The 23,559-nt window shown below is 40.2% G+C and carries 18 protein-coding genes; 11 read left to right on the top strand and 7 right to left on the bottom strand.

Annotated elements, in window-relative coordinates:
• The first annotated feature begins 15 nt into the window (after positions 1 to 15).
• The 6 genes from fabV (at position 16) to DYH63_RS03435 (ending at position 11,085) form a co-directional block, all read left to right on the top strand.
• The gene (gene fabV, locus DYH63_RS03410) at positions 16 to 1,212 is read left to right on the top strand and encodes an enoyl-ACP reductase FabV (protein ID WP_116787467.1); all 1,197 of its coding nucleotides are present in this window, start codon (positions 16 to 18) and stop codon (positions 1,210 to 1,212) included.
• A 288-nt stretch (positions 1,213 to 1,500) separates the two neighbouring features.
• On the top strand, positions 1,501 to 7,083 hold the full coding sequence (locus tag DYH63_RS03415; protein ID WP_116787468.1) for a beta strand repeat-containing protein: 5,583 nt from the start codon (positions 1,501 to 1,503) through the stop codon (positions 7,081 to 7,083).
• Between the two features lie 104 nt (positions 7,084 to 7,187).
• A complete protein-coding gene (locus DYH63_RS03420) occupies positions 7,188 to 8,180 on the top strand; it encodes a glycosyltransferase family 2 protein (protein WP_116787469.1) in 993 nt (330 codons plus the stop codon).
• The gene (gene coaE / locus DYH63_RS03425) at positions 8,177 to 8,764 is read left to right on the top strand and encodes a dephospho-CoA kinase (protein ID WP_116787470.1); all 588 of its coding nucleotides are present in this window, start codon (positions 8,177 to 8,179) and stop codon (positions 8,762 to 8,764) included. The genes DYH63_RS03420 and coaE overlap by 4 nt, the downstream gene beginning before the upstream one ends.
• Positions 8,765 to 8,835: 71 nt before the next feature.
• Entirely contained in the window at positions 8,836 to 10,356 is a 1,521-nt protein-coding gene (locus DYH63_RS03430) for a sensor histidine kinase (protein WP_116787471.1), read from the top strand.
• A gap of 6 nt (positions 10,357 to 10,362) precedes the next feature.
• Positions 10,363 to 11,085, top strand: coding sequence for a response regulator transcription factor (locus DYH63_RS03435; RefSeq protein ID WP_116787472.1), 723 nt, complete (start codon positions 10,363 to 10,365; stop codon positions 11,083 to 11,085).
• Between the two features lie 99 nt (positions 11,086 to 11,184).
• On the opposite strand, the gene DYH63_RS03440 is transcribed toward DYH63_RS03435, so the two are convergent.
• From DYH63_RS03440 to DYH63_RS03455, 4 genes are all read right to left on the bottom strand, one after another.
• Positions 11,185 to 11,766: a YdeI/OmpD-associated family protein gene (locus DYH63_RS03440; RefSeq protein ID WP_116787473.1), complete on the bottom strand. Its 582-nt coding sequence runs from the start codon at positions 11,764 to 11,766 to the stop codon at positions 11,185 to 11,187.
• Positions 11,767 to 11,915: 149 nt separating this feature from the next.
• The gene (pepT, locus tag DYH63_RS03445) at positions 11,916 to 13,157 is read right to left on the bottom strand and encodes a peptidase T (RefSeq protein WP_116787474.1); all 1,242 of its coding nucleotides are present in this window, start codon (positions 13,155 to 13,157) and stop codon (positions 11,916 to 11,918) included.
• A 69-nt stretch (positions 13,158 to 13,226) separates the two neighbouring features.
• Positions 13,227 to 14,786, bottom strand: a complete 1,560-nt coding sequence (locus DYH63_RS03450) for a PAS domain-containing sensor histidine kinase (protein ID WP_116787475.1) — start codon at positions 14,784 to 14,786, stop codon at positions 13,227 to 13,229.
• Positions 14,787 to 14,830: 44 nt separating this feature from the next.
• Positions 14,831 to 15,454, bottom strand: coding sequence for an HD domain-containing protein (locus tag DYH63_RS03455; protein ID WP_116787476.1), 624 nt, complete (start codon positions 15,452 to 15,454; stop codon positions 14,831 to 14,833).
• A 150-nt stretch (positions 15,455 to 15,604) separates the two neighbouring features.
• Between DYH63_RS03455 and DYH63_RS03460 the strand changes: the two genes are divergently transcribed.
• The gene (locus DYH63_RS03460) at positions 15,605 to 16,648 is read left to right on the top strand and encodes a quinone-dependent dihydroorotate dehydrogenase (RefSeq protein ID WP_116787477.1); all 1,044 of its coding nucleotides are present in this window, start codon (positions 15,605 to 15,607) and stop codon (positions 16,646 to 16,648) included.
• A 69-nt stretch (positions 16,649 to 16,717) separates the two neighbouring features.
• Positions 16,718 to 17,542 carry a hydroxymethylglutaryl-CoA lyase-like TIM-barrel protein gene (locus tag DYH63_RS03465; RefSeq protein ID WP_116787478.1) on the top strand — a complete coding sequence of 275 codons (825 nt, stop codon included), beginning with the start codon at positions 16,718 to 16,720 and terminating at the stop codon, positions 17,540 to 17,542.
• Here the strand turns inward: DYH63_RS03465 and DYH63_RS03470 are convergent.
• The gene (locus tag DYH63_RS03470) at positions 17,539 to 18,453 is read right to left on the bottom strand and encodes a hypothetical protein (protein ID WP_116787479.1); all 915 of its coding nucleotides are present in this window, start codon (positions 18,451 to 18,453) and stop codon (positions 17,539 to 17,541) included. The genes DYH63_RS03465 and DYH63_RS03470 overlap by 4 nt on opposite strands.
• Positions 18,454 to 18,623: 170 nt before the next feature.
• On the opposite strand from DYH63_RS03470, the gene guaB reads away from it, so the two are divergent.
• Positions 18,624 to 20,096, top strand: a complete 1,473-nt coding sequence (gene guaB / locus DYH63_RS03475) for an IMP dehydrogenase (protein ID WP_116787480.1) — start codon at positions 18,624 to 18,626, stop codon at positions 20,094 to 20,096.
• 236 nt (positions 20,097 to 20,332) lie between these two features.
• On the opposite strand, the gene DYH63_RS03480 is transcribed toward guaB, so the two are convergent.
• Positions 20,333 to 21,451: a GTP cyclohydrolase gene (locus DYH63_RS03480; protein WP_116787481.1), complete on the bottom strand. Its 1,119-nt coding sequence runs from the start codon at positions 21,449 to 21,451 to the stop codon at positions 20,333 to 20,335.
• Positions 21,452 to 21,454: 3 nt separating this feature from the next.
• Positions 21,455 to 22,453 (bottom strand): transporter, encoded by a 999-nt coding sequence (locus tag DYH63_RS03485; RefSeq protein WP_116787482.1) that lies wholly within the window; start codon positions 22,451 to 22,453, stop codon positions 21,455 to 21,457.
• Between the two features lie 124 nt (positions 22,454 to 22,577).
• Between DYH63_RS03485 and DYH63_RS03490 the strand changes: the two genes are divergently transcribed.
• Positions 22,578 to 22,844, top strand: coding sequence for a DUF4834 domain-containing protein (locus DYH63_RS03490; protein WP_116787483.1), 267 nt, complete (start codon positions 22,578 to 22,580; stop codon positions 22,842 to 22,844).
• 89 nt (positions 22,845 to 22,933) lie between these two features.
• A complete protein-coding gene (locus tag DYH63_RS03495; RefSeq protein ID WP_116787484.1) occupies positions 22,934 to 23,521 on the top strand; it encodes a glutathione peroxidase in 588 nt (195 codons plus the stop codon).
• Positions 23,522 to 23,559 lie beyond the last annotated feature (38 nt).

Genomic DNA, 23,559 nt, shown 5'->3' on the forward strand with positions numbered 1-23,559 from the left:
GGATAATATTACATTATGAAAATAGAACCTAGAATGCGTGGCTTTATATGCCTTACCGCCCATCCGGACGGTGCTGCACAAAGCATAAAGAACCAGATCGAATATGTAAAGTCTAACGGGGAGCTTGCAAACGGGCCTAAAAAAGTACTTGTTATAGGTGCTTCTACGGGTTTTGGCCTTGCATCGCGTATCTCGGCTGCTTATGCCAGTAATGCCGCTACCATAGGCGTATTTTTTGAAAAAGAGCCGAGCGAAGGCAAAACGGCTTCACCGGGTTGGTACAATAGTGCTGCTTTTGAAAAAGAAGCCCATGCTGCCGGCCTGTATGCAAAAAGCATTAACGGCGACGCATTTAGTAAAGAAATAAAGCAACAAACTATAGACCTTATTAAGGCAGATCTTGGCCAGGTAGACCTTGTAGTGTACAGCCTTGCATCTCCGGTGCGCCAGCATCCTGATACAGGTGTGCTGCACCGCAGTGTACTAAAGCCTATAGGTGGTGTGTTTAGTAATAAAACAGTAGATTTTCATACCGGTAAGGTTTCTGAAGTTACCATACAACCAGCTGTTGATGGCGATATAGAAAATACAGTTACCGTTATGGGCGGCGAAGACTGGGCAATGTGGATCGATGCACTAAAAGGTGCCGGTGTTCTGGCCGAAGGAGCACTTACGGTTGCTTACTCATATATAGGACCATCACTTACAGAGGCTGTGTACCGCAAAGGTACTATTGGCCAGGCTAAAGACCATCTTGAGGCTACCGCTTTTGAAATTACAGACAGTCTTAAAGATATAGGAGGGCATGCTTATGTTTCTGTAAACAAAGCGCTGGTTACACAGGCAAGTTCTGCTATACCGGTAATACCACTATATATATCATTATTATATAAAGTGATGAAAGAAAAAGGCCTGCATGAAGGTACTATAGAACAGATAGACCGCCTGTATCGCGAGCGTCTTTATACAGGAGGTAATGTGCCTCTTGATGATAAAGGCCGTATACGTATAGACGACTGGGAAATGCGTGAAGATGTGCAGGCTAAAGTGGCTGCGCTTTGGGATACTGCAACTACAGAAAATCTTGAAGAAATAGGCGATCTTGAGGGATATCGTAAAGATTTTCATAATCTTTTCGGTTTTGGCCTGGCTGGTGTTGATTATGATAAAGATGCTAATGAAATAGTTGGTGTTGAGAGTATTAAAGGCTAATTTGTTTGTTAAGATTTTCTTAACATTTTATTGGCTTTTGTGAGAATAATAATTTAAAACTCCCTTTTTGGGAGTTTTTTTATGTATTTTATTATTAAAGTTAAAAAAAATTGAACTTTATTTTTGGTTGATTTAACATAAAACTGTAAAAAACATTATGTTTTTTGACTGTCAAAATACGAATAGATTAATTTTTTAACTTTAAAATGTTTAATATGTTAAAAAAACTACTAATAAAATACGCTTGTGGTCTTTTTTGTATTTTTAAGAAATTAAATTATTTGTTAAATGAGAAAAATTACTTTACTTATCGCCCTGATGCTATTTGTAGCAACAGGAGGGTATGGGCAGGCCAAGTTTTATGGCTTTGCCTCGTCGAGTGGTGTCTACACGCCCATAACGGGCGGAACGGTCATCACTACGTCAACAAATGGTGATCCTTCATTGGACTCCGTTACGTCTACAGAGCAGGTATTCCCTGCGCCGTTTGAATTTGCAGGTGTCTCTTACACAACGTTTTTTGTTACCAGTAATGGGCAGCTAACGTTAGGAGGTGCAGCTCCTTCAGCTTATGAATACAGAGCCTTAAGCACTAGCTTTGGTAGTAATGTGGTTTTCTCACCTTTTGGTGCAGACCTTAATCAGATTGGTACCGGTACTGCTAACATAAGGGCAGAGCTGGTAGGTTCTGAAATTGTCATTCAGTGGGCTAATTTCAGGAGGTATAATATGGCGGAGTCATTTAGCTTTCAGGTAAGACTTAACACGGTAGATAAGTCGATTAAGTTTGTGTATGATGGCACACCACCATTCGCAACATCTACTTCATACCAGCCTCAGGTAGGTATAAAGTCTGCTGTGGGAGATTACAAAGCGCTAACTTCTGCAAATAGTGGTTCTTGGGCAGCACCTACAGTTATAACAACTGGTGTGACTGGTTCTTCAGTACTACCATTTACAGGGCCAACAGGTTTTACAAGTGGCCTTACTTATACGTTTTCACTGCCACCGGCGTGTGCTACAACTCCTATCGCTGCCACACTTGGTGGTGATGCTGTGCGTTATGTATGTAATGGTGTTGTTCCTGCTGCACTAGTTGCTACAGATACAAACCCGGTCAGCCTGAGTTATCAATGGCAGGAATCTGCAAACGGAACTGACTGGGTTAATGCTGTAGGTGGAACAGGTGCCACTACAAGATCTTTTACACCCCCAGCTTTTGCAGGTACAAGTATTCAATACAGGTTAAGCACTTCATGCCCAAGTGGCGGAGATGCGGTGTATTCATCAGCGGTTACCTTTAATAGCCTACTTGCCCCTACAACGCAGGCAAGCGCACTTGCATTTACGGCTTCATTAAGCTCTGTAACTGCTACATGGACAAATGGTAATGGCGGCCGCAGGGTTGTAATAGCAAGTACATTCCCTCTGGATGACCTTGTTGCTGAATCTGGTATTGATGCTTATGCAGCCAGCAGCGTTTATGCAGGTACTGGGCAGCAAATTGTTTATGATGGTACAGGTACCAGTGTAACAATTACAGGACTAGCATGTGGTACACCTTTATATGTAAAGGTTTTTGAATATACAAGGTGCGGATCTGGTCCGTATGATATGTTGCTTAACACCACAACGGGTACAAATGCAGTTACCGCTACTACAGGTACTCCTGTAACAGCTGTACTTCCTGCTGTTAATAACTTTACAGGTTTTAATGGAGACAACCTTAGTACTGTTGTACCTGGATGGTATGAAGCATCTGTTGCTACAGAGCAAGGAACTGAGCCTTCAGGCCAAAATCCTTCTGGTACAACTTCGTCATGGATAAGCAGTACCGCATTTGGTGCTACAAGAACTGCTAAGATCAATTTATATTATAATACGGCCAATGCCTGGATTATTAGCCCTAAGGTACAGATAACTGAAGCTTCAAGAATTCGTTTTAAAGCTGCTATCACAGGTTATAATAATGCTAATGCTCATACTGTGCGTATGCAGGGTACAGATGACAAAGTTAATGTACTTGTATCTACAGATGGTTGTGGCCTTGTGTGGGCACCGCTATTTACTTTTGATGCGTCTAATACAACAGAGCTTACTAACGTATTGACAGATTACTCTATATTGTTATCTAGTTATGCTGGACAAACTATCCAGATAGCTTTCCAGGGTACTGACGGACCAATTGATAATGATCCTGATTATGATTTCCATATCGCAAATGTTGTTATCGAAACAATCCCAACATGTGATATTCCTGTAACTGTAATTGCTTCAACTACAGGTTATACTACTGCTACGCTAAGCTGGACAGCTCCGGCAAGTGCTCCTGCAAACGGTTATGAGTACTACTACAGTACAACTAATACAGCTCCTGCTGTAACTGCTACTGCTACAGGAAGTGTAGCTGCGGGTGTTACTTCGGTAAACCTAACGCAACTTACTGCTAACACAAATTACTATTTCTGGGTACGTAGTGTTTGTGGAACTGATTCAAAAAGTATTTGGGAGGCTAGTGCTCCTATACTAACAGGGCCATGTATTCCTGCTCCTACAAGTGTAGATGGAATTGGTATTACAAACGTAAAAATTGGTACTATTAACAACACCACAGGTGCTGAGCCTGGTCGTTATGGTAACTATGCTGCACAATCTACAGAGGTATTTGCAGGAAACGTTGTGCCATTCAGCATTACATACGAAACCGGTTATACATATGGTACAAAAATATGGGTAGACTGGAATAACGATACTGATTTTGACGATGAAGGAGAACTTGTTTATACAGGTCTTTCAACAAGTGATTCGCCAAGTGTGCTATCTGGTACATTTACTGTTCCTTCTACTCCTGGTATAGTAGGTAGTCACCTAATGAGGATAGGCGGTACTGATGAAGATGCAGGCGGTACGCCATGTTATAACGGAAGTTATGGCTCTTACGAAGATTATACACTAAATGTAATCTTGCCGGTTGCTCCGTCAATTACAGGATTTACGCCTGCAAGTTACTGTGCGGTTAATGGTGTTATTACTATAACCGGTACATATTTAGGTGAGGCTACACTTACTATAGGTGGTACGGCTGTTGCGCTTACATCTAATACAAATACGCAAATTGTGGCTACTGTACCTGCTGGTGTAAGTGGTGTGGTAAGCGTTACAACTTTTGGAGGTACAGCTACTACAAATACAAGTTTTGCTGTAAATACGCCACCAGCGCTAACGCTTAATGCTACAGCTATAAATGTATGTGCCGGAAGCACTGGTACTGCTACTCTTACATCTGATGCTGCGGCTTACGATACTTATGTATGGAGTCCTGCTACAGGAGTTACCGGTACAGCTGCTGCAGGCTTTGTTTTCTCTCCTGCAGTAACAACTGTTTATACACTTTCTGCTTCTCAATCTGCAGGAAATTGCGCTTTAACAACATCAATAACTGTTAATGTTAATTCGCTTCCTTCGGCTATTACTGTAGCGGCTTCAGGTTCTACAACTTGTCCGGATGCTGTGCTTCCGCTTGTTGCAACAGGAGGCACTATTGTTGCTGATGCTGTTATAGGTACTGGAACTACCCTTTCAGGCGATTATGAACACCCAACAGCATTTATGAACCGCTGGCCTAATTACAGGAGCCAGACAATTTATACTGCCGCAGAACTTCAGGCTGCCGGACTTGCTGCCGGTACCATAACATCTATGGCGTATAATGTAGCTACTTTAGGTAGTGCTGCTACTAACAATAACTTTACAGTTAAAGTAGGTACAGTGGCAGGTTCTAACTTTGCCAACACTACTTTGCTGGCTACTACTGCGTTTACTAATGTTTATGGTCCTGTAACGCATACACATACTGCTACAGGATGGCAGGTAATTACCTTTACTACACCGTACATTTGGGATGGTGTTTCTAACATTGTTGTTGACGTAGAATCTGAAGGTGCAGACTCTGCTAACAATGCGCAAACATATTATAGTACAACTACTGATAATATGACGCTTTATGTTTATAGTACTAATGCACCTGCTCGCACTACGAGAAGGCTAAATGTTAAGTTTGCAGGTTCAGTACCAACAGCCGTTTCATGGTCTCCGGTTGCTAACCTTTACTCTGATGCTGCCGGTACAGTACCTTATGTAGCCGGTGCAGCTGCATCTACAGTTTACTTTAAGTCTGCTGCAACAGGTGCTGCTAATTACACAGCTACAGCTACATCTTCAGCAGGATGTACAAATACTGCTGCTGTTACAGTTACAGTTGGTGCTATTGCTGCTCCTACTGCTGCTGCTCAGGCATTTTGTGGTGGTGCTACTGCAAGCCAGCTTGTGGCTACCGGTACAGCGCTACAGTGGTATGCTGCTGCTACAGGTGGTACTGCAATAGCTGGTACTGTAACTCTTGCTACAGGTACTTACTATGTTACTCAAACACTTAATGGCTGCGAAAGTTCAAGAACTCCTGTGGCTGTTACAGTAAATGTAACTGCTGCTCCTACGGTTGCTGCTCCTGCAATTACTGTATGTAATGCCGGTACTGTTGCAAGCCTACAGGCTACAGGTACAGAGGTAAAATGGTATGCTGCTGCTACAGGTGGTGAAGCTCTTGCTGCTACTACTGCATTTACAGCGGGTACAACTACATACTATGCTTCTCAAACTCTTAATGGATGTGAGAGTGCAACAAGAACTGCCGTTGCTGTAACACTTACAGTAACTGCTGCTCCAACTGCTGTTGCTGCTCAAACATTTTGTAATACTGCTACTGTGGCAAGTTTAGTTGCTACAGGCGAAGGCGTACAGTGGTTTGCTGCTGCTACAGGTGGCGAAGCTCTTGCTGCTACAGCTCCTCTTGTGTCTGGTACTGCTTACTATGCAGCGCAAACAATAGCAGGTTGTACAAGTCTTACAAGAACTGCTGTAACGGCTACAATAACTGTTACTGATGCTCCGGTTGCTGTTGCTCAGCAATCATTCTGTGCTTCAGCTACTGTTGCTAGCCTTGTTGCAGAGGGTACTGCTGTTAAATGGTATGCTGCTGCTACAGGTGGTAACCCACTTACGGCTGACGTTGCCCTTGTTAGTGGTAATACTTACTATGCTACAGCTACAGCTAATAGCTGCGAAAGTGCTGCACGCACTGCAGTAGTTGTTACTATTGTTACAGTAAACGTTGGTCAGTTTGATAATGTTACTTCTTGTGTAAGCTATACGCTTCCTGCTCTTACTACTGGTGCTTACTACACTCAGGAAGGTGGTACAGGAACTGCTGTAGATGCTGGTACTGTTGTTACAACAAATACAACATTCTTTGTATTTGCTCAAACGGGTACATGTACAAGTGAGGCTTCATTTACAGTAACTATTACTACAACTGCTGCTCCTACAGCTGTATCTCCGCAAGTAGTTACAGTTGCACAAGGTACTGGTACGATAGAAGATATAGTTGTTTCAGCTCAGGGTACAGTAACATGGTATCCTACACAAGCTGATGCTGTTGCAGGTACTAACGCTATTGCTCCTGGTACTGCACTTGTTGTAGGTACTTACTATGCTACACAAACTATTGATGGTTGTACAAGTACAGCGGTTCTTGAAGTAGTTGTTTCTGAAGTATTGGGTGATAAGAACTTTAACGCAGCTGCGTTCTCTTACTATCCTAACCCGGTTAATAACATACTTAATGTTCAGTACTCTACAGAAATTTCTTCTATAGCAGTATTTAACCTTGTAGGCCAGCAGGTAATATCTGTACAGCCAAATGCTACAAACGCTAAAGTAGATATGGCTCCGCTTGCAGAGGGTACTTACTTGGTAACTGTTAAAGCAGGTGCAGCAACTAAAACAATTAAGGTTGTTAAGAAACTGCAATAATTAGCATTTTATGTAAGATAACTTCTTATAATATTTATAACTAAGCCACCATTTATGGTGGCTTTTTTATTTATAAAGGTTAACTTTGTTAAAAAATTGCAGTAATGTTTTTTTCGCTAATTATTCCCGTTTACAACAGGCCAGACGAAATAGAAGAGCTACTACATAGTCTTACACTTCAGGATTATAAAGATGGCTACGAAGTTGTTGTTGTAGAAGACGGGTCATCCATACCGTGTAAAGATGTTATAGAACATTTTACAGGGAAACTTACAATATCTTATTATTTTAAACAGAACAGCGGCCCGGGCGATTCCCGCAATTTTGGTATGCGCATGGCTAAGGGCGATTATTTTATAATCCTTGATTCAGATTGTATCCTGCCACCACACTACCTCTCAAGTATAGCTGTTAACCTGTCTGCAAATTATGTAGACTGTTTTGGCGGTGCAGATGCCGCGCTCGATAGTTTTAGTGATGTGCAAAAAGCCATCAACTTTGCCATGACCTCTTTTATGACTACAGGAGGTATCAGGGGGAAAAGTGAAAAGCTCGAAAAATTTCAGCCACGCAGCTTTAACATGGGCATTAGCAAGAAAGCATTTGAGGCTTCTGAAGGTTTTGGACATATACATCCGGGCGAAGATCCGGATCTTTCTATAAGGCTCTGGAAACTGGGCTTTGAAACCCGCCTGTTTGCAAATTCATATGTGTACCATAAGCGACGTATAGATTGGGGCAAGTTTAAAAAACAAGTGTCTAAATTTGGTAAAGCCCGCCCAATACTGGATGCCTGGCACCCGGAATATAAAAAAATAACATTCCTTTTTCCTACTATATTTATTGTAGGGCTTTTCCTTTCGGTAATACTTATGCTAATAGGGGTATGGTATTTCCTGTTTTGCTATTTCTTTTACTTTTTAATGGTGTTAATTACAGCATCTGTAAAAAATGGCATAAAGGTTGGTGCACTATCAGTAGTTGCAGTGTTTATGCAATTTTATGGTTATGGACTTGGGTATTTGCAGTCTTTTATAAAAGTACATCTTTTAAGACAGGATCCTAAAGTTGCTTTTCCTGAATTATTTTTTAAATGAAAACAAAAGTTTTAGGCCTTACCGGTGGTATAGGTAGTGGAAAAACCACTATTGCCCATGTTTTTGAAGAATTGGGTGTGCCTGTATATTATGCCGATGATGAGGCAAAAAAAATACTCTACCTGCCGGAAGTGTTGCCTGAGTTAAAAGAAAACTTTGGAGATGCTGTTTTTGTTGATGGCAGGCCAGACCGTGCTAAGATTGCAGCGGTGGTTTTTGCTGATAAAGAAAAACTACAGGCTCTTAATAACATTATACATCCCAGGGTAGCACAGCACTTTAATAACTGGTTACAGGCACATAATAACTATAAGTTTGTTATAAAAGAAGCTGCAATATTGTTTGAAAGCGGAAGCTATAAGCAGTGTGATGACATTATTTTAGTAACTGCGCCAACAGAAGATAGGGTACAACGCGTTATGCAGCGCGATGGTACTACCAGAGAACAGGTGCTTCAACGAATTGCAAATCAGTGGACTGAAGAGCAAAAAACACGGCTTAGTAAGTACATTATTACAAATATTAACATAGATACTGCACGTTCAGAAGCTGTTAAATTATTTAAATTTCTGAATAATATGTAAAATCAGCTATTGTTGTTAATGTTTGGTTAATACATTTAACCTGTAAATGTTAAAATGTTAATTTTGTAACGATGAACAAGACTCGCTTTAGGTTACTGGTTTTTTTTATGAGCCTATCGCTTTTAGGCATAATACTTGTGCAGTTATACTGGGTTAACTCATCGCTTAAAAACAATGAAGACCAGTTTAAATACCACATACAGCAAGTGCTGGGAAGGGTAGCTGTACAACTGGAACAACGTGAGGCAGAAGAGTTTTATAAAATGTATCAAAAGTTTGCCGATAGTACAGGGAGGAATCCCCACAGGGACGACCTGATAGTTATGTACAAAAGCAGGCAAACCGGGGCAGATTCCCGCCATATTATATATAGCGACCAGGTAACACGCGATTTTGATGATGTTATATTTGATAAAGATGCTGTAGAGGCTTATGTAAAAAGAAAGGCTGCAAAGGCAGATCAGCCAAAGGGTAAACCCGAAAGAGAGCCGGGAGATGACGAGAGGGTGTTTACCTTTAAAATGGAAGGCTATATAAAAGATTTTAGAGAGTACAATGCTCCTGAAAAGTGGCTTAGCACCGCTGCGCTAAAAGATATTATTTCAAGGGAGCTTATTCAGAGCGGTGTAAATACATCTTTTGAGTTTGCCGTTTTTGATGATGGTATCCCTACTAAGATAAACTCGGGTAATCTGGGTTATGAAAGACAGATGAACGACCATACGGTCTTTGAAAATAATGATGGTTATACGAGGTACAGGCTCTTTATGAGCTTTCCGCAAAAAGGAGAATACCTGGTATCCTCTATACTTGGAATAACCTCGCTGTCTATCGTGTTTACGCTTATAATCATTATTGCTTATGTAAGTGCGATAAATCAGTTGATAAAGCAAAAGAATATATCTGAAATTAAAACAGATTTTATCAACAACATGACCCATGAGTTCAAAACGCCCATTGCCACAATAAACCTGGCGCTGGATTCGATAAAGAACCCAAAAATATTTGATGATAAGGCCAGGGTGCAGTATTATCTTCAAATGATTAAAGAAGAGAATAAAAGGATGCACTCTCAGGTAGAGAATGTATTACAAATTTCTAAGCTGGATAAGAAAGAGCTTGATATAATAAAAGAGGCGGCAGATGTAAACGACATCCTTGAAAACGCCGTAGAGCACGTACATTTACTTGTTGAAGCCCGTCAGGGAACCCTTACGACTCATTTTGAAGCACAGCGTACAACGGCTTTACTAAATGATGTGCATTTTACTAACGTTATAGTTAATATTTTAGATAATGCCATCAAATATTCGCCAGATGTGCCCGTTATAGATATACATACTGAGAATGTTAAAGATTTTATACTGATAAAGATTAAAGACCACGGCCTGGGTATGACCAAGCCGGTTCAAAAAAGGATCTTTGAGAAGTTTTACAGAGAACATACGGGCGACAGGCACGATGTAAAAGGGCACGGCTTAGGCCTGGCCTATGTTAAGAGAATTATTGATGACCACAATTGTCATATTTACGTAGAAAGTGAAAGAGGGAAAGGCAGTACCTTTATAATAAAAATGCCACTAATAAATTAAAAAAATATGGAAGAAGTAAACAAAAAGATTCTTTTAGTGGAGGACGACCCAAATTTTGGCGCCGTACTAAAAGACTATTTACTGATTAACGATTTTGACGTTACACTTGCCAAAAATGGGATGGAGGGTTTCGAAAAATTCAAGAAAGATAATTTTGACCTTTGCATTCTTGACGTGATGATGCCTTATAAAGATGGGTACACACTTGCAAGAGAGATAAGGGAGAAAAATAAGGAAGTGCCTATTATTTTCCTTACAGCAAAGTCTATGAAAGAAGACGTGCTTAAGGGCTATAAAGTAGGTGCAGATGATTACCTAAACAAGCCGTTTGACTCTGAGGTGCTTTTAATGAAAATTAAAGCTATAATACAGCGCAAGGCATCTGAAACTAAAACAGACAATTCTAAGTTTGAATTCCAGATAGGCAGGTTCCACCTTAACTCTAAGCTGCGTTTTCTTACGTTTGATAACGATGAGCCAATAAAGCTTTCGCCGAAAGAAAATGAACTGCTTAAAATGCTTGCCCTGCATGAAAATGACCTTATGCCGCGCGAGCTTGCCCTTACCAAAATATGGAGGGATGATAACTATTTTACATCACGTAGTATGGATGTGTATATTGCCAAACTAAGAAAGTACCTAAAGCAGGATGAAGAAGTAGAGATACTTAACATTCATGGTGAAGGTTTCCGTCTTGTGGTAAAAAATAAAGTAGCCGAAGAAAAGTAACAAGAGAAAAAAAATAATTCCTCCTGTAGGTAATAGCATTAGCCGTGCGGGCCGCTATTTTCTCTCAGGAGGAATTTTATATTTTCTGTAAAATTTACTTTACCGGTACTTGTCATTCAGGCCTTTGCCCTGCAGTATCAGCGGCCTGATCTTTTCAAAACGGGTATTCTTTGTTTTGTCCTGTTTTACTTCTGCAATATATTCGCAAAACTCCCTCTGCTTAAAAGGCGTAAACCCCTCAAACGCATTTTTTAAGTCAGGATCGGCATCCAGTTGGGCAGCGAGATATTCCGGGATTATAGTTTCTTTTTTATCAGGTGTAATGGCAAGCCCGGCCTTTTCTACTGCTATGGCTTCATGCACATAAGTCAGTATGCTTTTTTCGTCTATCTCATCAATAGATGTAAACCGCCATTGCCTTAGGCCTTTTGTATTGCCTTCGTTAGCATTTACCAGTATACCGGCTTCATCTTTTAGAAATACCCCTTTAAAAAACCAAATGGTAAAAAAGTGCGTAAACCCTCCTATGCCTAAAACATTTTTGCCGTTATAGGTATACACAGGGCCGCCCCATTTGGTTGTCTCAACAAGCCCGGTAGTGTTTATAATAGCCTTGAGTTTGTCGAGCTCCTGCGGCCATTTAGACGATTTGTCCCAGGCGGTTTTCTTTTGCTCTGCCATAATCCTTAATCTCTAAAAGTTAATGATTCGTTTCTGGTGCTTTCGAACTAAAAAATAATAGCCACGAATTACACCGGTAACACCAATTAAAATTAGTGAAATTTGGGTAATTCGTGGCTTGTATTATTTTATGCCGTTAACGGGCTTATTTACTTTATTTCGGCAGTAAGCTCAGCTATCTTTACAATAACCTCTGTAGCCTTTACCATGCTTTCTACAGGCACATATTCGTACTTGCCATGAAAGTTATGTCCACCCGCAAATATGTTAGGGCAAGGCAGCCCCATATATGATAGCTGGCAACCATCTGTACCACCGCGAATAGGCTTGATAATAGGTTTGATATCCAGTTTTTTCATTGCTTTTTCAGCAATCTTTACAATATGAAATACAGGCTCTACCTTTTCTTTCATGTTATAATACTGGTCTTTTATCTCAGCCACCGCAATATCTTCTTCAAACTGCTTTTTGTATTTACGGTTTATTTTGTCTACAATTTTCTTAACCAGTTTTTTACGTTTTTTAAAACGCCTGCTGTCGTGGTCGCGAATAATTAGCTGTACCGTACTCTCTTCTATACTGCCGGTAATGCCCGTAACATGAAAAAAGCCTTCGTAACCTTTTGTAAGTTCAGGCACTTCGTTTGCCGGTAGCGAAGAAATAAACTTGTTAGCAATAAGCATAGAGTTTATCATTTTGCCTTTTGCATAACCAGGGTGTACACTCTTACCTTTAAAGGTAATTTTTACACCGGCGGCATTAAAGTTTTCATATTCAAGCTCGCCTATCTGACTGCCGTCCATAGTATATGCCCAGTCTGCACCAAATTTAGCCACATCAAACTTATGTGCACCACGTCCTATTTCTTCATCAGGGGTAAAGCCCACGCGAATTTTACCGTGCTTAATTTCAGGATGCTGTACCAGGTATTCCATAGCACTTACAATTTCTGTAATGCCGGCTTTATCATCAGCGCCAAGTAGTGTAGTACCATCAGTAACAATAAGGGTCTGGCCTTTATACTGCAGCATATCTTTAAAATACTTTGGAGAAAGTACTATGTTTTGCTCTTTATTAAGCAATATATCACCACCACCATAATTTTCTACAATTTGTGGGGTAACGTTGGCTCCGGTAAAATCCGGCGTGGTATCAAAGTGCGATATAAAACCTATAACAGGCACCTCATGTGCTACATTAGACGGTAGGGTAGCCATAATGTAAGCATTCTCGTCTATGGTTACCTCTTCAAGGCCTATTTCTTTAAGCTCTTCAACAAGTTTATTGGCAAGGTCCCACTGCTTAGCGGTGCTGGGTGTAGTATCAGAGTTTGGGTCAGATTCGGTATCTACCGTAACATAGCTTATAAAGCGGTTTATTATGTGCTGCATTTTGTTTTTTTATTGTAGTACAAATTTACAATAAATTACAATATATGTAAGCGGTTTTAAAAAAGGGTATTATACGGGTAGTTGTACAGTAAAAGTTGTGCCTTTTCCAATTTCAGATTTTGCGCTGATATTACCATTATGCTGTTCGGTAATTTTTTTACAGATGCTAAGGCCAATGCCGGTACCACTATATTCGCTCTTGCCATGCAGGCGCTGAAAAAGTTTAAATATCTGGTCGCTGTACTGGTCATCAAACCCAATGCCGTTGTCAGCTACAATTATCTCTGCTATTTGTAAATCCTTTACTGTTTTTATTTCAGACTTTATTTCGATAATCGGTGCATTGCTGCTGTATTTTAGCGCGTTGCTTATTAGGTTAGAAAATAACTGGTGCATTTGCGGGGGCACCGCATTTATAATAGGCAGTATTCCCTTTTTTACAACGGCGTTTTTTTCGCTTATTACCAGTTCGTAATCAGATAATACGTTGTCTATAATGATGTTAAGGTCGATGGGTACAAAATGCTTTTCTATTGAAAGCTTGCTATAAGTAAGTACATCAGATATAAGTGCAGACATCCGTTCGGCAGATGTGTTTATCTTATCCATGTAGCCAATCACGGTAGCCTCATCTTTACCGCGCTGTTTTATAAGGGTAAGAAACGTTTGTATTTTTCGCAGAGGTTCCTGTAAGTCATGGCTGGCTATGTAATTAAAAGATTCCAGTTCTTTATTGCTTTTAGCCAGTTCATCTATTTTTTGTCCGAGTATTTCATTTACTTCCTTTAAGCTGCTAGTGCGGTCTTTAACCTCGTTTTCCAGTTTTGTATTAAAGGCATTGAGTTCTTTTTCGGCTGTCTTTCTTAAGGTAATGTCATTAAAAATAACAGCAACGGTTTTGCCATCGTTAGCAACAGAAAATGCAGATACCTCATACCATCCGTTAATTAAAACAGCTTCCTGCTCAAAATATAATGCCTCACCCGTTTGTGCAATCCTGCCATACATGTCAAACCAATGCTGCTCATGTTTAGGGTTTAGGGTTTTGATGGTTTTACCCTTTGCATCCGTAAGTCCTGTTTGTTTTTCAAAAGCAGGGTTGTATTCAATAAACCGATAGTCGTAGGCCTTGCCTTTTTCATCATATATCATTTCGATGATGCAAAACCCAAGGTCTATAGAATTAAATAAGGTTAAGTATTTTTTTTCTGCCTGTTCTGCCAGTTGGTTTTCTAATACTTCATCTGCCAGTTTTCTTTTGGTTATGTTGTCCCAAACCCTTACCAGATAATTTCCTGAACGGGTATCTGTAACTTCAAACCAGTTTCCTTCGTGCTGCCCGACTTCATAAAAACGTGTCCAGCTATGAGTAATGCCGGTTTCAATTACCCGTGCCATATCGGCTATCATGGTATTGCCATCCGGTAATGCCTGGGTAATGGTTTTGCCGGTAAAATCTTTTCCTCCAAAAAAATCGACTGTAGCTTTACTAATAAGCACAAATGTAAAATCTACTATTTCGCCATTTTCATTACGAACAGGCTCATAAACAATCATACGGCTGTTAGGGGCATTAAATGCCAATGCCATAAGTGTTTCGTTCTTAGTAGTGGTATTGTTGCTTATCATTTACAAGTATTGGGACGCTATTTCAAAGATAATAAATTGCGAAATTAATCAATTGTTAAAATTTCTATCTCCCGGTTAATGTTTTCCCTTGCAGTGGCTTCAAACTGATGCCTGAAAGCATCAGTTTTAAAAATAAAATCCATTTCTAAAAAATGAAGCATTGCTTTTTTGCGCCCCGGCTTGTATAAAAAATCAGGGTAGATACAGTATTCTTTACGCACGCTTTTATAGTACTGTTCATATTCAGGCCACGGTGCACCAAGAATACTCAGGTCGGCATCTGTAAATAGGTTGGTGTCGTTATCTACAGCCGGTTGATGGTGCTTCGTGGCACGTATTTGTTCATTGCATAAGGCTATTTGCACAGTGGAGAAATTAATTTGTTCTAAACGCTTAACCGCTAATTCGGCACTTTTTTCTTCGTTATCTCTAGCAGTGGCGCTGTAAATAACGTCATGATAGGCTATGGAAAAAACTATTGTATCCCAGTTATCAATATGATGTTTAAAGGCAAGTAACTGAGCATATAAATTGTCTAAGTGTACCAGCGTATGGTAATGCCTGCCCTTAGCTGTATAGTGTTTTTCAACCTCCATCCAGAAATTACCAGCTGTAGCTGCATTAGCATATTGAGTAACAAGTTGCAGGAAATTTTCTTTTAAATGCATTTAAATAACCTGTGTTTGTTATGTATAATGATGGTCTTATTTGTTGTATAAAGTTATTGTTATTTATGTATAATAGAAAGCCAGATTAAATAATATCGATAAAAATCAGCGGATATTTTTACATTTGCACTAACAACACAACAGCAAACAATGTATAAATCGCTTATTAGGCCGTTATTATTCAGGTTCGATCCTGAAAAGATACACCACTTTACGTTTTCATCCCTGCGTTTCTTAAACCGTGTACCTGTTATGCCGGCACTTATCAGAGGTGCATATAATCTGAACGACCCACGCCTGGAGCGCGAAGTTTTTGGGCTAAAGTTTAAAAATCCTGTTGGCCTTGCTGCCGGGTTAGATAAAGATGCCGTACTGTATAAGCAACTGGGTAACCTGGGCTTTGGCTTTATAGAGATAGGTACCCTTACACCAAAACCGCAGGAAGGCAATCCTAAAAAGAGGCTTTTCAGGTTACGGAAAGACAGTGCCATTATAAACCGTATGGGTTTTAATAACGGTGGAGTACATGCTGCTGTAGAACGGCTTAAAAGTAATCCTGCCGGTAAAGGGCATGTGCTTATAGGTGGTAACATAGGCAAAAATAAGGTAACGCCAAATGAAGACGCGGTTAACGATTACATTATTTGTTTTGATGCGCTGTATGATTATGTAGATTACTTTGTGGTGAATGTGAGTTCGCCCAATACACCAAACCTGCGCGAACTGCAAGATAAAGAGCCGCTAACTAAACTGCTGCAAACGTTACAGGATAAGAACGCGGCTAAGCCTAAGCAAAAACCAATACTGCTTAAAATAGCGCCAGACCTTACTGATGATCAGCTATTGGATATTATAGACATTATAAAAACGACTAAGATAGCTGGGGTTATTGCTACCAATACCACCATATCTCGTGAGGGACTGCTTAGCGAAGATAAAAATGAAACCGGAGGCCTTAGCGGAAAACCTTTAGGCAAACGCTCTACAGAGGTAATACGTTTCCTCTCTGAAAAGAGTGGCAAGGCGTTCCCTATTATTGGCGTGGGCGGCATTCATACGGCAGATGATGCTATAGAGAAGCTGGAAGCAGGTGCAAGCCTGGTACAATTGTATACGGGTTTTATTTATGAAGGTCCACAGCTTATTAAAGATATTAATGAGCGTGTGCTGGACCTTAAATGCTCAAACTGCTAGAATCCCACTATAACTAACAACCCAGAAGCTTTGGAAAAAATAAAAATCATAGAATGTCCGCGCGATGCTATGCAGGGTATAAAACCCTTTATACCCACGCAGCGCAAAATTACCTACATACAGTCGTTGCTGCGTGTAGGGTTTGATACTATAGATTTTGGTAGTTTTGTCTCGCCCAAGGCCATTCCGCAAATGCAAGACACGGCTGCTGTACTGGCAGGGTTAGACCTTTCTGCAACCAAAAGCAAACTGCTGGCTATTATAGCCAATACCCAGGGGGCTATAGAAGCGGCTAAGCATAAAGAGATACAGTATTTAGGTTTTCCGTTTTCAATATCAGAGAACTTCCAGATGCGTAATACGCATAAAACCATTGCGCAGTCTGTAATTACGTTACAGGAAATACTGGATGTTGCCCACAAGGCAGATAAAGAGGTGGTAGCCTATCTTTCTATGGGTTTTGGTAACCCTTATGGCGACCCGTGGAATGTAGAGATAGTAGGGGAGTGGACACAAAAAATGGCCGATATGGGCGTTACCATCCTTTCGCTGTCTGATACTGTAGGGAGTTCTACACCCGATATTATTACGTATTTATTTTCGCACCTTATACCTGCATTTCCGCAGATAGAGTTTGGTGCACACCTGCATACCGTGCCTGATAAGTGGCATGAAAAAATAGATGCGGCCTACAAAGCCGGGTGCCGCCGTTTTGATGGTGCTATACAAGGCTTTGGCGGATGTCCAATGGCTACCGACGAGCTTACCGGAAATATGCCTACCGAAAAAATGCTGTCTTACTTTACCGCTGCCAAGGCAGATGCCGGCAACAACTGGCTGAGCTTTGAGAGCGCTTACAATGAGGCGACTAAATTATTTGGGGAGTTTCATTAAGGTTGTTTGGTTTCCCACTTTAAATTGTTTGTTCTATAATCGGGCTTTAGTTTTGATTGCCATATAATCATTGTCCAGATTAATAGACAGCCTGCCAGTCCCAGAAAAAAGAATAAGCACTGTAAAGCGATTTCACTTTGAAGGCTTTTGTAATGAGGTTCTAATACAATAATGTTTTTTGCATCAGCGCGGTACATTACATCATTTATGGCTTCATAAGTATGATCAGTAACCCACTTTTTGGATATTTTTCTAACATAAGTAATGTCTTTGATATTAAAGGCTGATTTAAAGTTAGCATAGCTTTCAGTCCTGAAATCATTAAATTCGCTTTTGTTAACATTCATATTTTTCTCTTTCCGCGAATATGTCCTGTAAAGCCAGTACCTGAAATTATTATTTCCACCATTCTCAATTATAGGTGCTGCAAGTACCATATTCAGTTCGGTGTAATCTTTTCCATGTTTTCGGTGTTTTCTTTCAGTCCAGAAATCTTCACCAATATGTTGGCGGTCTATATCAAAGGAAGCTATCTTAAAGCACCATTGTGAAGAAGAGTAACCTATTTCAGAAACATTCTTAACCTGTTTAATATTTGAAGTTAACAGGTTGACTAAGGGGAGTGAGAGCAGAACCGGCAGACACATCATAAAAAATGAGAGAAATGTAACCCCAAAACGGTTTTGCTTTTTGTAGAGCCTAAATTTATTTAAAAAAGGAAATATAATGACAAAATTTATAGCAAGTACATAAAAAGCGGGTATAAGTAAATTTGTTACCACTCTGCTATACAAAGGCTCCCTGCCTGCAAATATCACATAATAAATGATGTCTAAAAGCAGGGTAGTAATTAGTGTTATGATTAAATAAGGTAAAATTAGCAGCCTTAATTTTTCTTTTGCGGTCTTCATAGGTTGGGTAATTGTACGGTTGCAAAAGTAGAATAATTTGGTACAAACATTAGGTTGTGTCAATGCCAAGTTTGTGCCTATGTTGCTATAAATTTATTTTATAGGGTTTGTGTAATTAAATTCAGCTAAAAAGTGTTATATTTGCACGCAATTTAACTACAAGTTGCAACATGAAAGCACACACAAATAAAATCATCGGAGAAGGCTTAACCTACGACGATGTTCTTCTTGTTCCAAATTACTCCGAAGTATTACCACGCGAAGTAAACATACAATCTAAATTTTCCCGAAACATTACCCTTAACGCCCCTGTGGTTTCTGCCGCTATGGATACCGTTACCGAAAGTTCTATGGCTATTGCCATGGCTCGCGAAGGTGGTATAGGTGTTTTGCATAAAAACATGACCATAGAAAAGCAGGCTGCTGAGGTTCGTAAAGTAAAGAGGGCTGAGAGTGGTATGATACTGGATCCGGTAACACTTGCACTTACCGCTACTGTTAAAGATGCTAAAAACGCTATGCGCGAATATGGCATTGGTGGTATACCGGTGGTAGATGAAAACGGAACGCTGAAAGGTATTGTTACTAACCGCGACCTTCGTTTCGAGAAAAATTTTGCAAGGCCTATTACAGAGGTAATGACTTCAGAAAATCTTGTTACGGCGCCTGAAGGTACTACGCTTGATGTAGCTGAAGAGATTCTTCAAAACCATAAGATTGAAAAACTTCCGGTAGTTAATGGCGATAATAAACTTGTTGGCCTTATTACCTTTAGGGATATTACGCAGGTTAACAGAAAGCCTATAGCTAATAAAGATAAATTTGGCCGCCTTCGTGTAGCTGCCGCCCTTGGTGTTACTGCCGATGCAGTTGTACGCGCCGAGGCGCTTGTGGCAGCCGGTGTAGATGCTGTGATTATAGACACTGCGCATGGGCATACACAAGGTGTTGTTACGGTGCTAAAAGAAGTAAAAGCAAGATTCCCTGAGCTTGATGTAGTGGTGGGTAACATTGCTACTGCTGAGGCTGCGCTTTATCTTGCCGAAAATGGTGCAGATGCTGTTAAGGTAGGTATAGGCCCAGGGTCTATTTGTACTACGCGTGTGGTAGCCGGTGTAGGCTTCCCTCAGTTTAGCGCGGTACTCGAAGTAGGTGCTGCACTTAAAGGCACAGGTGTTCCTGTTATTGCAGATGGCGGTATTCGTTATACAGGCGATATCCCTAAGGCACTTGCTGCCGGGGCAGATTGTGTAATGCTTGGTTCATTACTTGCCGGTACCATGGAAAGCCCTGGTGAAACCATTATTTTTGAGGGACGTAAATTTAAATCATACCGTGGCATGGGCTCTGTAGAGGCTATGCAGGAAGGCAGTAAAGACCGTTATTTCCAGGATGTGGAAGACGATATCAAGAAACTGGTTCCGGAAGGTATCGTAGGGCGTGTACCTTACAAAGGCGAACTTTTTGAAAGTATGCTGCAGTTTGTAGGCGGACTACGTGCCGGTATGGGCTACTGTGGTGCTAAAGATATAAAAACACTGCAGGAAACATCAAGGTTTGTACGCCTTACCTCAAGCGGTATTGCAGAAAGCCACCCACACAATGTTACTATTACTAAAGAAGCACCTAATTATTCAAGGTAATTTTTTAAAGATATATAAACAAACAAAGGGCTGTCTCACTGAGGCAGCCCTTTGTTTGTTTATGGTTTTTTGTCATTCTGAACGCAGCTTTAGCGAAGTGAAGAATCTAAAAAATATTGTACTGATTAATCTTTATCGAGATTCTTCCTATCGTCGGAATAATAAAGCAGGCCTCTCAGCCTTTCGACTTTAAGCCTTTTGCCTTTCAACTCTTTTGACCTTCGTCTTTAAGACTTTTAAAGGTTCTTTATAAATGTAGCACGCTTTTTATGTACTTTAGGGTCAAAGTTTTTCCACAGGTTATGTATGGCGTGGTTTTCTTCGAGCTCAGGCGTGCGGATGCACTGCTCAATTTTATTTTTACTGAATACATTAAAATATTCTTCAAATACAATGGCAGTTACGCCCTTGTTCTGGTATTCCGGCAATACACCTATCAGGTAAAAAGCAACACCCTTGCTGTGCTTACGTGCCCTTAACAAGTGGTAAAACCCAAAAGGGAAAAGGCTGCCGTTTGCTTTTTTAAGTGCAGGTGCAAAATCGGGCATTACAATACTAAAGGATATTAGCGTATCGTTCTCATCAACAATAAATTTTATGTATTCAGGATTGATGAGCCCAATGTATTTCTTTTTAAAATACTCCTTTTGCCTGTCTGATACCGCCACAAATGATGACAGCCTTGCGTAAGAAGAATTAAACAGGTCAAACATTTTATCTACCCACGGTATTATCTGGGCTGTAGTAGTAAGAGGTAAAACCCTTAGCTTATAACGTTTTTTAACCAGTGCACTGGCTTTCATAAACAGCGCAGGGTCTACATTATTAAAAGAGAAGATACTTTCTATAAATTTCTTTTCAATCTCAAACCCCAGTTGGGTAAGATGATCTACATAATAAGCATTATTATACCAGGTAATGGCGGTTCCCATCTGGTCGTAGCCTTCGGTAAGTATGCCTACCTTGTCTAGGTTGCTAAACCCCATAGGCCCCTCTACGTGTTCTAAATTATGCTTTCTGCCCAGCTCGTATACTTTTTCAAGTAGCGCTTTTGTAACTTCAATATCGTCTATAACATCAAACCAGCCAAAGCGCACTTTGCTTTTTTGTTGTTCGTTAACTTCCTGCCAGTTTATTATTGCGGCTAATTTACCTACTATTTTACCATCGCGGTATGCAAGGTAAAAGTAAGCTTCGGCATTTTCAAAGGCAGGGTTTTCGTTTTTATCAAAACCCGCCAACTCATCATTAATAAGTGGTGGTATCCAGTTAGGGTTGTCTTTATATAGGGTAAAAGAAAATTTAATAAAATCTTTAAGTTCCTGCTTTGTAATGGCTTCCTTTATGGTAATCATGGCTTAGTTTCCGTCTGGTTGCGGCCCTACAGGGGTTTCAAGTTCTTTTAGGCGCGCTTCCTTTTCTTTTTTACGTTTGTCTTTGTCTTTCTTTTGTTTGTCCTGGTCTTCTTTCAGCAGGTCTTCGCGGTCGCCTTTACCGGGCATCATTACATCCTGGTAATTTGCAGTAAACCTCCATGAAAAGCCCACACCGCCATACAGTACAGATGGTGTATCTTTAAAGTTGCCGCTTATGCTTGCATCAAACTGCATATTTTCGGTAAACATATAAGTAGCACCCACACGGCCTACGCCATCGGCATAAAAATCGCTTTTATAAGCCTGAAATTCTAAAAAGCCTGCCCACTTGCCACTAAACCCACGTGTTATGGTGGTAATCCAGCCATAGCTTGGGTATTCTGTGCCTATTTTGTCAGCAATAATATTGTTTGTCCAGGTCCAGCCTGCAAAGTTGTTTTGTAATATTAGCATTCCCTTCGGGCTGATTTTGTCTTCAGGAAAGGTATATGGATTGTCGTTAAATAAATTTGCTCCGGCATATACCGCAATAGATGGTATTACAGAGTGCCATTTAAATTTGTGGTTAGCCTTCCAGCTTTTTACATTTACCTCGGGCGTGTAATATTTGTTAGGGTCGTAAATAAGATATTTTGCACCAAACGTAAAACGGCTAAAATCGTTTCGGTTATAGGTGTAAATGGCATCTTTATACTGGTCAAAGCGATACTGCATATCGGCAATAAACTCAAGCTCTTCAACAAAAGCACCATACCTTATAGCCAGGTCTAATCCTACGCCTGTAGACTTTGTACGCAGCAGGTCGTGTTCCTGTCTTATGCCGTTAATGCCGGTTTCTATTTGTGCTATGGTTTTACCCACTGCAAAGGCGCCCATGCTTTGTCCGGGGCGGTTAGTATTTATCTCTTCGGTATATTGTGCGGCAGCGCCCAGTGAAAATGCCAAAAAGGCAGTTATATAAAAATTGGTTTTAAACCTCATGTTTGGCGTATTTATTGATTGAAGATAATTACGTTTTTCAAAAGTAGTACTTTTATTATTATTTTATGATGGGCGTTTTAATTTTAAACACAGCATTGCGTACTTTTACAAAAATTTTATGATAATGGATACAGCATCACTTACAGGTTTGATCAAGGCAATAGTAACGATTGTATTGATATATTATATCGTTAAGTTTTTAATGAAAATGCTTGCGCCGGTACTGGTGCAGCAAATGGTTAAAAAAGCAGGACAGACCATGCACGAACGCCAACAGGAATTTTATAATGCCCAAAACAATCAGCGCCAGCAACAGCAACAAGAGCCAGCCAAGCGCCCAGAGCAAAAACCTAAAGTGGGTGAATATATAGATTTTGAAGAAATAGACTAAACATACCATACCCTGCCAGTGCAGGGTTTATTTTTGCCCAAAGGCTAAAAACTAGAGGATTTTCCGTAATTTTATATCAAATTTTAAGCATGAAAAATATAGTAATAATGGCGTGCGGTCTACTGATGCTTTTTAGCATGGAAGGGCAGGCGCAAGCTAAAAATAAGGCTAAGGCCGATAAGACAAAACCTATGGCTACAGAAACAATTTACCAGTTTAAAGTAACAGACCTTTATGGAAAGCCTTTTGACTTTGCAGACCTTAAAGGTAAAAAGGTTATTGTGGTTAATACGGCATCTAAATGCGGACTTACACCGCAGTATAAAGACCTGGAGGCTATTTATGAAAAATATAAAGATAAAGGCCTTGTAATTGTAGGCTTTCCTGCTAATAATTTTGCCAGCCAGGAGCCGGGAACAAGCCAGGAAATAGCTTCTTTTTGTCAGCAAAACTATGGTGTTACTTTCCCTATGATGGATAAGATATCGGTTAAAGGAGAGGATATGGCGCCAATCTATAAATTTCTTACCCAAAAAAGTAAGAACGGACTTGAAGACAGTGAGGTACAATGGAACTTCCAGAAATACCTTATCAACGAAAAAGGACAACTGGTTAAAGTAGTTAGCCCTAAAACACTGCCTACCGACCCTGAAATTACAGACTGGTTAAAGTCTTAAATTGTTTATAGTTTGGGGTTTGTAGTTTATAGTTTTGG

The sequence above is a fragment of the Flavobacterium psychrotrophum genome, assembly GCF_003403075.1.
GTDB lineage: Bacteria > Bacteroidota > Bacteroidia > Flavobacteriales > Flavobacteriaceae > Flavobacterium > Flavobacterium psychrotrophum.

Bases quoted from the DNA above. Each gene is read 5' to 3' on its own strand.
- fabV (WP_116787467.1), top strand. From the start codon at position 16: ATGAAAATAGAACCTAGAATGCGTGGCTTTATATGCCTTACCGCCCAT.
- DYH63_RS03415 (WP_116787468.1), top strand. From the start codon at position 1,501: ATGAGAAAAATTACTTTACTTATCGCCCTGATGCTATTTGTAGCAACA.
- DYH63_RS03420 (WP_116787469.1), top strand. From the start codon at position 7,188: ATGTTTTTTTCGCTAATTATTCCCGTTTACAACAGGCCAGACGAAATA.
- coaE (WP_116787470.1), top strand. From the start codon at position 8,177: ATGAAAACAAAAGTTTTAGGCCTTACCGGTGGTATAGGTAGTGGAAAA.
- DYH63_RS03430 (WP_116787471.1), top strand. From the start codon at position 8,836: ATGAACAAGACTCGCTTTAGGTTACTGGTTTTTTTTATGAGCCTATCG.
- DYH63_RS03435 (WP_116787472.1), top strand. From the start codon at position 10,363: ATGGAAGAAGTAAACAAAAAGATTCTTTTAGTGGAGGACGACCCAAAT.
- DYH63_RS03440 (WP_116787473.1), bottom strand. From the start codon at position 11,766: ATGGCAGAGCAAAAGAAAACCGCCTGGGACAAATCGTCTAAATGGCCG.
- pepT (WP_116787474.1), bottom strand. From the start codon at position 13,157: ATGCAGCACATAATAAACCGCTTTATAAGCTATGTTACGGTAGATACC.
- DYH63_RS03450 (WP_116787475.1), bottom strand. From the start codon at position 14,786: ATGATAAGCAACAATACCACTACTAAGAACGAAACACTTATGGCATTG.
- DYH63_RS03455 (WP_116787476.1), bottom strand. From the start codon at position 15,454: ATGCATTTAAAAGAAAATTTCCTGCAACTTGTTACTCAATATGCTAAT.
- DYH63_RS03460 (WP_116787477.1), top strand. From the start codon at position 15,605: ATGTATAAATCGCTTATTAGGCCGTTATTATTCAGGTTCGATCCTGAA.
- DYH63_RS03465 (WP_116787478.1), top strand. From the start codon at position 16,718: ATGCAGGGTATAAAACCCTTTATACCCACGCAGCGCAAAATTACCTAC.
- DYH63_RS03470 (WP_116787479.1), bottom strand. From the start codon at position 18,453: ATGAAGACCGCAAAAGAAAAATTAAGGCTGCTAATTTTACCTTATTTA.
- guaB (WP_116787480.1), top strand. From the start codon at position 18,624: ATGAAAGCACACACAAATAAAATCATCGGAGAAGGCTTAACCTACGAC.
- DYH63_RS03480 (WP_116787481.1), bottom strand. From the start codon at position 21,451: ATGATTACCATAAAGGAAGCCATTACAAAGCAGGAACTTAAAGATTTT.
- DYH63_RS03485 (WP_116787482.1), bottom strand. From the start codon at position 22,453: ATGAGGTTTAAAACCAATTTTTATATAACTGCCTTTTTGGCATTTTCA.
- DYH63_RS03490 (WP_116787483.1), top strand. From the start codon at position 22,578: ATGGATACAGCATCACTTACAGGTTTGATCAAGGCAATAGTAACGATT.
- DYH63_RS03495 (WP_116787484.1), top strand. From the start codon at position 22,934: ATGAAAAATATAGTAATAATGGCGTGCGGTCTACTGATGCTTTTTAGC.